The sequence below is a fragment of the Neobacillus drentensis genome, assembly GCF_036965425.1.
GTDB classification, from domain to species: domain Bacteria; phylum Bacillota; class Bacilli; order Bacillales; family Cytobacillaceae; genus Neobacillus; species Neobacillus drentensis_F.
In genome coordinates, this window is record NZ_JBALPP010000204.1 from 1 (window position 1) to 8,120 (window position 8,120).

An 8,120-nucleotide genomic window follows, 5' to 3' on the forward strand; every position below is an offset into this window, starting at 1 on the left:
CAAAAAGAAGACCAATTCACTGAATTGGTCTTCTTTTTGTTAATAAAGTTTAAAATTCTGCATTACCAGTTGTTCTTGGGAATGGAATGACGTCCCTAATGTTTGACATTCCTGTTAGATACATAATTAAGCGCTCAAAGCCAAGCCCGTAGCCTGAATGCTTTGTTCCGCCGTATTTTCTTAATTCTAAATACCACCAATAATCTTCTTCATTCATACCAAGTTCGTTAATTTTACCTGTAAGTACATCTTCGCGTTCTTCACGCTGGCTGCCGCCGATTAGCTCACCAATTCCTGGAACAAGCAAATCAGTCGCGGCCACTGTTTTGTCGTCTTCATTTAAACGCATATAGAAAGCTTTAATTTCCTTTGGATAATCCGTAACGAAAACAGGACGCTTAAATACCTTTTCACACAAATAGCGTTCGTGTTCTGTTTGCAGATCCAATCCCCATTCAACTGGATATGCAAACGTTTCTTTGGATTCTTTTAATAAATCAATGGCTTCCGTATAGGTTACCCGGCCAAATTCAGCAGTGTGAGCATTATTTAAACGGTCTAATAAACCTTTTTCAATGAAGCTGTTAAAGAAGTTCATTTCCTCTGGAGCTTGTTCCAATACGTAACCAATCACATATTTAACCATCTCTTCTGCAAGGTCCATAATATCCGGAAGTTCAGCGAATGCGAGTTCGGGCTCAATCATCCAGAATTCAGCAGCATGCCTTGCAGTGTTTGAGTTTTCTGCTCTAAAAGTTGGCCCAAAAGTATAGACATTGCGGAAGGCCAAAGCAAAGGCTTCAGCAGAAAGCTGTCCGCTAACGGTTAGATTGGTCTCTTTGTTAAAGAAATCCTTTGTTAGATCCGTTTTTCCTTCGTCATTTTTTGGAAGGTTGTCCATATCAAGTGTGGTTACACGGAACATTTCCCCTGCCCCTTCAGTATCACTGCCTGTGATAATCGGAGAGTGAACATAAACAAAACCTTTATCCTGGAAAAATTTATGAATTGCATAGGACGCTAAAGACCTAACGCGGAAGACCGCAGAGAAAGTGTTTGTTCTTGGTCTTAAGTGAGCGATCGTCCGTAAGTATTCAAAGGTATGCTTTTTCTTCTGTAAAGGATAATCTACAGTAGAGATTCCCTCAACGACAATGGTTGTTGCTTTAATTTCAAAAGGCTGCTTAGCTTGAGGAGTGTGGATGAATTCTCCTTCCACTTTTATCGTAGAGCTAATTGGCAGCTTGGCAATTTCTTTAAAGTTCTCTAATTGATCATCGAAAACGATTTGCACACCTTTAAAGAAGCTGCCATCATTTAATTCAATGAAACCAAAGGTTTTGGAATCACGGATCGTTCTAACCCAGCCGGATAATTGAACTTTCTGATCCACATAAGTTTCTGTATTTCGGTACAAATCCTTAATCAAGGCTTGTTTCATCAGTAAATCCTCCTATGTATTACTTAATGGATAAATAAAAACCCTTCCTCCCAAAGCGGGACGAAAGGTAGAATTTGGCATTAATATCGTTTTTCTTTTATCCCTTCAATATTATACAAAAAATTTACCTCAATAAGCAATATACAACAAATTAAGGCTCAAGAAATTCTAATATTTCATTCTCACTACCTCTGTAGAAAACCGTCTTCCAGCCATTTTTAAGGGTATATGGACCTTCATCAGGAGTAATTCCAGCTTTTAAAAACTTTTCTATAATATCATCTATACTTTTTGTTTCAAAACATAGATGAACATTTCCAGGAGGAGATTCCTCTTGATTTACTTCAATAAGTTCAAGAAGGAAATCTCCATTCCGTAAAAATAGGATTTCTTCACCATCAAACTCTACCTTTCCATCCTCAATAAACCCCAATAAATTTATATAAAAAGCCTTAACAATATGAACGTCAGTAACTTCTATTGCGTAATGGTGGAGTTTTAACATACTATTCTCCTGTCATTATAGAATAAGATTCATATCGCCAAATTCATGCCATAAATAGCCCAATGAGATCGCCTCTTGATAGGCATTGAATAAATCCTTCTGTTTGATGAAGGCTGAGAGCATATCTAAATGGCTTGCTTCTGGTTCATGCATTCCTGTAATAATTCCATCAGCGATTTTTGCTTTGTAATTCTGCTTTATATATAGATTTGTCCATCCAGATAAACAACCGTTTCCAGCAGCCGTTTCCATTGCGCGGACAACTGTCGTACCAACTGCAATTACCCTTTTACCATTCATCTTTGCCTGTAAAATATCCTCCCATGCCTCAGCTGGAATGTTATATTCCTCACTGTTTTCAGTTGGTGAATGTTCCCACTTATCATCTAATAAATAACTTAGCCCTGTATGAAGCTGGATAAAAACAAGCTTTATCCCCTTTTTCTGTAGTTTAAATAATAATTCCCAGCTGAAAGCACGGCCTGCTGATGGCATTTCAACAGATCCAGGATGAATGGCAAAAACCGTTTGATAATAATCGAGTCCCCAAGGGATATTAATATATTCATATCGGACCGGCTCCCCGATTGCATAGATTTCATTATATAAGTCAGAACCACGTTGATTAAACTGGATAGTAATAAACGGGGTATTATTAGGTGCAGATAACACCTCCCCGGTCAGACTCGGTGAAAAGACAAGCGAATCTCCATTTTCTACCCTCTCAGTAACAGCCAGCGCTTCCCAAGTGCATTCATTTATCCTTCGAGCTAAGCGGATTTCAATTTCACTATAGATTAATTTCCCAATGCGCAGCAATTCCGATTTTAATATTGCTGGTACTGTTCTGCTGCTGTTTAGAACAAGGACATCACCGGTTCTTAAATAGTCATCAAGATTAAAAAAGTGATCATGTGATGTTTGCCCTGTATTGCGGTCTAGGACCATCATTTTAACCTGGTCCCTCCGGACTCCTCTTCTTTCTGGCGGCATGGAGGCATTTAAAACAGAAGGCAGTTCAAACTTAAGCGTTTCTTGAAGCATCTTCAACACTCCCTTGGAGGAATTCCTGTGCTTTGAATCGCTGTCCGTTTACCCTCTTAGATTTATCAGAGGCAAGGTAAAGAAATACCTCGACAACATCATTGGGATTGGCTAATTCATAGTCACAATCGGGTACTGCTAATTGGTGCATCTCTGTATCCATTTCACCAGGGTCGACCATATTTACCCGGACACCCGTATCGCCCACCTCATCTGCCCATGTTTCCGTTAGTCCTTCAACCGCAAATTTTGAAATCCCGTAGGCTCCCCAGCCAGCATATCCTGTGTTACCCGCTTCTGATGTTACATTTATGACTGAGCCGTTATTTCTAAGCAGCATGCCAGGCAGCACCCTTCTTGTGACTAAAAACGGGCTCACCGCATTGACTCTTAATACCTCAACAAAATTTTTCTCTGGAAAATCCAATAGTAATGGTATCGGACTGGGTCCCAAGATCGAAGCGTTATTTATCAAAACATCAATTTTCCTATAGGCATTCTCTGTAACCGCCACAAATCTTTCTACATCTCTTGATTTAGAAATATCAGCCGTTACCGCAATTACATTAGGTGCGCCAAGGGCTTCAGCTTCTTTTTTGACGTTTTCTAAATCACGTTCACCTCTTGCACAAATTGCCAAGCTAGCTCCTTTTCGAGCAAATGCTAATGTTAATGCTTTCCCTAATCCCTTTGATGCACCAGTAATCATCACTACTTGATTATTTTCCATTTTACAAAACCCCTTACGAATTTATTTGTTTTCTATGGTTTTATCATATGGAAATTGTATTTTAATCACCTCGTAAAGAAGCTTGATTCTAGCTACGACTTTAGTCTAATATTTTTTAATAATTTTCAGAAAATTAGCAGGAAAATGAATATTGAGGGTCGAATTATATAAAAAAGTTCGATTCTTGATTAATGAGGAGTGTTTGCAGTGGATAAGATTACGTGCATTGCCTATCTTCTTTACAAGTCTTCTAAGAATCAAGACATCAGAGAAAAAGCCATCCAATTATTGAATGGCGATGTATCAGTGCGAGAGTTAAAGAAAAATATTTCCATTCAAGCCCATCTTGTCGTTGTTGAATCCTTACTTAAGAAAAATCAAATTGACAAGAATGAGGTGCAGCTATTTGTGGAGGAATTTATGACTGTTGAGGTATAAGGCTTCCTTTTAGGAAGTTTCCTATTCAATTGATTTTTGATAGCATAATATTCCACTTCCATTTTTGGATAGTGACGTTTTATAATAAACAAATCCTTTCGACTCCCAAAAATGCTGCGCTTTTTTATTTTCTTGTAACACACCAATTCGGACAGTGTCCAAACCTCGTTTTAGCATCTCTTTTTCAAATAGTGCATAGGCCTGTGCACCAAAACCATAACCTTGATAATCACCATGTATCATCAATAAACCTAACCACGGATAATGATCATTTGGATTTTCCAGCATAAAATCAATAACGCCAATATAGGTGTCATCGAGTTTAATGAAAGAACAAATTGTGTTTTGATTTAAAAATTCATCTTCAAGGTCTTCTAGATTCCTTGTTTCTTTACCGTTTTCAAACACATTATACTCAGGGTTTGAATTAACTATTTCAACAGCAATATACAGTGTATCTTTCTTTATCTCTTCAAAAAACATCGACATAATTGATCACCTAACTATCCATTTTTGGAACCATTATATCAAAAAACCATTATTAACTTTAGCAAACTTTCAAATTCAATATAGAAAAGAAAGGTGATTCCAATGGTACAAGTTGAAGTAACAATTACATTTGAAGGCAGAAGCTATTTAACGAATGTCATAACTACTCGAGACACTACCGATGAAGAAATTCTGCGACTTGCTTTTGAACAAGTTCAAAAGCAATGGAAAAAATAATCTCTCCCTAAAAACACAGCAGCGTGCTAATGCTGCTGTGTTACTTATTTAATTAACTTTTTTAATTGATGGGAATGAATTTTACTAAGTGACCAATACGAAATAATTGAACCAATCAAGGCTAACAGCATATCCCATTGGGTATCCCACACATCCCCCTGTGTACCGAGGAATGCATCAGCTGCTTCCCCGGTCAAAATCGCCACGGTAAATTCAACTAATTCATAAGCAGCGCTAATAGCCAAGCACATGCATACTACCGTTACCGGGAGCCATTTCGTATTTTTTAAAGGAGAAGTTCTAATCAATAATTCGCGAATAATGATGGCTGGAATAAAACCTTGAGCAAAATGACCGAGCCGGTCATAATAATTTCGTTCAAAGCCCCAAATTTCCTTAAACCAGTTAAATAAAGGCATTTCAGCGTATGTATAATGCCCTCCAATAAATAAAATACAGGAATGAATAAGGACTAAGAAATAAACAAGAGAGGTAAATTGGAAAAAACGATAGGAAAATAATAATATTAATACCCCAATTAAAGCTGGTATTACCTCCAGCCACCAAGTAAATCGGTCATGGGGATGGACTGCTGACCAAATTAGCACAATGGAGAACAATAATAGAAAAACGATTAAGTATTGTTGCTCCTTTAGCATGTTAGTTGCCTCCTTTCAAATTACGAAAAAGCTGCAAGATTCTCAAAACCTGCAGCTTTTCACATTGATTAAATTATTACATAGGTATCTTTCGGAACAGAATTTAATAACGGATTAATCGGACCTGCTGCAAATAGGTGCAATTCGTGCATGGCCCTAGTGCAGACCGTATAAAAGAGCTTTCGTTCATTTTCACTTTTATAAGCTGAACTATCGTACAAAATGACCGCATCGAATTCTATCCCCTTTGCAAGATAAGACGGAATCACCAGAATGCCTTTTTCATAAGAAATCGTACCTTTCTCGATTAAATGTATTGAGACATTATTTTTTAGCGCCTCAAACACGCCTTTACTTTCCTCTGCTGTGCGGCAGATAACGGCGATTGTCTTATGCCCCTGTTTCTCATAGCCCTTGATTTTCTCAGTGATGAGAGAAAATAGCTGTGATTGTTCTGCCTTTTCTAGAATTGGCTTACTGCCTCTCCTGTTAAATGGTTCAATTTTATCTCCGCCGTCTATCAACCCACTCGTAAATTCAACTATTTCTCTAGTAGAACGATACGTTTTTGTTAAAACATACGTTTCAATGTCCTCACCTTTCAGGTCTAAATCTGTTAACACAGTCTCGGAGCCCGTCGCGCCTGAAAAGATGGCTTGATTGAAATCACCTAGCAACGTCATCTTACTATACGGGAATAATTTTTGAATAAAAGCATATTGAAATGGTGTATAATCCTGCGCTTCATCAATAAAAATATGGCGGATAGAAGTATTCGATCTTCGCCCTTGAATTAAATCCTGAAGATAGACATATGGAGTGGCATCTTCATAAGGTATTTCCCCATTTGTTAATTTATCGACAGTTTGCCTGCCAAAATTGTCCCAGTTGGCTGGCAAAGTCTCCATTATTCCATCTCTCAATTCAAAAATTTGCCGATAAATCCCCGCCATGTCGATAAATTTCAAATTTTTCACCCTTGCAAATAAAGGTTTAAATTTTTCTTTCACTACCATTTCAGCTAGAAGTTTTTGTTCTCTTTCAAAATCATCAAACGTATTCTCAGTGAAATGTTTCTTCTCTAACAGCTGCTTGTATGCCTCCATGTAATCTTCTTTTTCAAGAAATTGAATTTCTTCCTCCACCCAGCTTCTTGAACGCTCACGTTTCATCGCACGCTTCAATTCTTTTATTAACCATTCTTTAACAAGCTGAATCCGATTTGGCATGGTGTAATTCTTATCTAAATTATAAAAATACCGATGGATTTCATTTTTCGAGATTAACACATCACCTCTAAAGATTAAATCTCTAAAAAGCAAACCATCATTTGATAAATTGGATGCATACTGATCGATGATGTGTTTAAATTCGAGGCTTGCCTTAAATCGGATGCCTGAAACTCTACCATGAAATTCCTCGTCATTTTGTCCGTTTAACAAATACTCCATCTGATTGAATGGGTCTTCTACTTCAAATTCATGACCCAAACGGTGATTAAGGAACTCCATAAAAGTCGCTTGCTGCATATTTTCTTCTCCAAGTTCAGGAAGCACTGTAGCCACATAGCTATTAAACAAAGGATTTGGAGAAAATAGCATAATATTTTCTGACTTTAAGGTATCACGATATCGATATAATAAATAAGCTACCCTCTGCAGGGCTGCTGATGTTTTCCCGCTTCCCGCTACTCCTTGGACAATCAGTAATTTACTTTTTTCATTTCGGATGATCAGATTTTGCTCACGTTGAATTGTCGCAACAATGCTTTTCATTTGTGTGCTTGCGTTATTCCCAAGCACTTCCTGAAGCATTTCATCGCCAATTGTTACACCGGTGTCGAACATCCCTTTTATTTCTGAAGCGCGAATAATAAATTGTCGCTTTAATTTCATTACTCCTTCAATGTTTCCATCCATGGTTTTATAATGAGCTGGTCCTGGAGAATAATCATAATAAAGGCTCGAAATAGGCGCTCGCCAATCATAAATTAAAAAATTTTCGTCATCCTGGTCCATAAACGAAGCAATTCCCAAATAGACACTTTCTGTTGCCTTTTCTCCATCCTCTAAAAAATCAATTCTTCCAAAGTACGGGGAGTATTTAAGCCGATCCAGCGTTTTAAGGTGTTTATCCAATTGTTTATGGGTCCGTTCCCGCTCAGAAAGTAATTCTGATTGCTGCTTAATACTCGCTGCCGTTTCGATAACATCATCAGGATCATCCAAATTGACGGTAACATCTTCCCAAAAGGTTTTTCGAAGCTCTAAGACGTCTGAACTAACTTTGCCGGTATTGTGCATTAATTTATTTTCTTTTTTTTCAATTTCTTCGACAACCTCAAGTACCCGATCTTGTTCCATTTGCCAAACTTTATTCTGTTTTTCGTTCATGAAATCACTCCCCAGAAAAAATTTTGGTCCTTTTGTTTGACTTTCACAAACTAATATGTTAATGTTATTATAGGGTATTTTATTCAATAAATAACACATTACATATTAAACCAAAAATCATTTTATCATGCTTTTTCCTTTTTCACAAGTAAATTTTGAAACTAATAAGCAAATGCCATTTGGC

Annotated in this window: 9 protein-coding genes; 2 read left to right on the forward strand and 7 right to left on the reverse strand. The window is 37.4% G+C overall.

Annotated elements, in window-relative coordinates:
- Window positions 1–49 precede the first annotated feature (49 nt).
- The 4 genes from asnS to V7161_RS29990 all read right to left on the reverse strand — a co-directional run bounded on the left by asnS (window position 50) and on the right by V7161_RS29990 (window position 3,720).
- The gene (gene asnS / locus V7161_RS29975) at window positions 50–1,441 is read right to left on the reverse strand and encodes an asparagine--tRNA ligase (protein ID WP_335716411.1); all 1,392 of its coding nucleotides are present in this window, start codon (window positions 1,439–1,441) and stop codon (window positions 50–52) included.
- 151 nt (window positions 1,442–1,592) lie between these two features.
- Entirely contained in the window at window positions 1,593–1,946 is a 354-nt protein-coding gene (locus V7161_RS29980; protein ID WP_335716412.1) for a VOC family protein, read from the reverse strand.
- A gap of 15 nt (window positions 1,947–1,961) precedes the next feature.
- On the reverse strand, window positions 1,962–2,990 hold the full coding sequence (locus V7161_RS29985; RefSeq protein WP_335716413.1) for an S-adenosylmethionine:tRNA ribosyltransferase-isomerase: 1,029 nt from the start codon (window positions 2,988–2,990) through the stop codon (window positions 1,962–1,964).
- A complete protein-coding gene (locus V7161_RS29990) occupies window positions 2,971–3,720 on the reverse strand; it encodes an SDR family oxidoreductase (RefSeq protein ID WP_335716414.1) in 750 nt (249 codons plus the stop codon). The genes V7161_RS29985 and V7161_RS29990 overlap by 20 nt, the downstream gene beginning before the upstream one ends.
- 207 nt (window positions 3,721–3,927) lie before the next feature.
- On the opposite strand from V7161_RS29990, the gene V7161_RS29995 reads away from it, so the two are divergent.
- Window positions 3,928–4,158 carry a hypothetical protein gene (locus tag V7161_RS29995; protein WP_335716415.1) on the forward strand — a complete coding sequence of 77 codons (231 nt, stop codon included), beginning with the start codon at window positions 3,928–3,930 and terminating at the stop codon, window positions 4,156–4,158.
- 21 nt (window positions 4,159–4,179) lie between these two features.
- On the opposite strand, the gene V7161_RS30000 is transcribed toward V7161_RS29995, so the two are convergent.
- Window positions 4,180–4,647: a GNAT family N-acetyltransferase gene (locus V7161_RS30000; RefSeq protein WP_335716416.1), complete on the reverse strand. Its 468-nt coding sequence runs from the start codon at window positions 4,645–4,647 to the stop codon at window positions 4,180–4,182.
- 102 nt (window positions 4,648–4,749) lie between these two features.
- Between V7161_RS30000 and V7161_RS30005 the strand changes: the two genes are divergently transcribed.
- Window positions 4,750–4,884: a BA3454 family stress response protein gene (locus V7161_RS30005; protein ID WP_289988262.1), complete on the forward strand. Its 135-nt coding sequence runs from the start codon at window positions 4,750–4,752 to the stop codon at window positions 4,882–4,884.
- Between the two features lie 44 nt (window positions 4,885–4,928).
- On the opposite strand, the gene V7161_RS30010 is transcribed toward V7161_RS30005, so the two are convergent.
- Both V7161_RS30010 and helD read right to left on the reverse strand, forming a co-directional pair.
- Window positions 4,929–5,543: a DUF2238 domain-containing protein gene (locus V7161_RS30010; RefSeq protein WP_335716417.1), complete on the reverse strand. Its 615-nt coding sequence runs from the start codon at window positions 5,541–5,543 to the stop codon at window positions 4,929–4,931.
- Window positions 5,544–5,611: 68 nt separating this feature from the next.
- On the reverse strand, window positions 5,612–7,936 hold the full coding sequence (gene helD / locus V7161_RS30015; protein WP_335716418.1) for an RNA polymerase recycling motor HelD: 2,325 nt from the start codon (window positions 7,934–7,936) through the stop codon (window positions 5,612–5,614).
- Window positions 7,937–8,120 lie beyond the last annotated feature (184 nt).

Coding starts and splice junctions, on each gene's coding strand:
- V7161_RS30005 (WP_289988262.1), top strand. CDS start 4,750: ATGGTACAAGTTGAAGTAACAATTACATTTGAAGGCAGAAGCTATTTA.
- asnS (WP_335716411.1), bottom strand. CDS start 1,441: ATGAAACAAGCCTTGATTAAGGATTTGTACCGAAATACAGAAACTTAT.
- V7161_RS30000 (WP_335716416.1), bottom strand. CDS start 4,647: ATGTCGATGTTTTTTGAAGAGATAAAGAAAGATACACTGTATATTGCT.
- V7161_RS30010 (WP_335716417.1), bottom strand. CDS start 5,543: ATGCTAAAGGAGCAACAATACTTAATCGTTTTTCTATTATTGTTCTCC.
- helD (WP_335716418.1), bottom strand. CDS start 7,936: ATGAACGAAAAACAGAATAAAGTTTGGCAAATGGAACAAGATCGGGTA.
- V7161_RS29985 (WP_335716413.1), bottom strand. CDS start 2,990: ATGCTTCAAGAAACGCTTAAGTTTGAACTGCCTTCTGTTTTAAATGCC.
- V7161_RS29990 (WP_335716414.1), bottom strand. CDS start 3,720: ATGGAAAATAATCAAGTAGTGATGATTACTGGTGCATCAAAGGGATTA.
- V7161_RS29980 (WP_335716412.1), bottom strand. CDS start 1,946: ATGTTAAAACTCCACCATTACGCAATAGAAGTTACTGACGTTCATATT.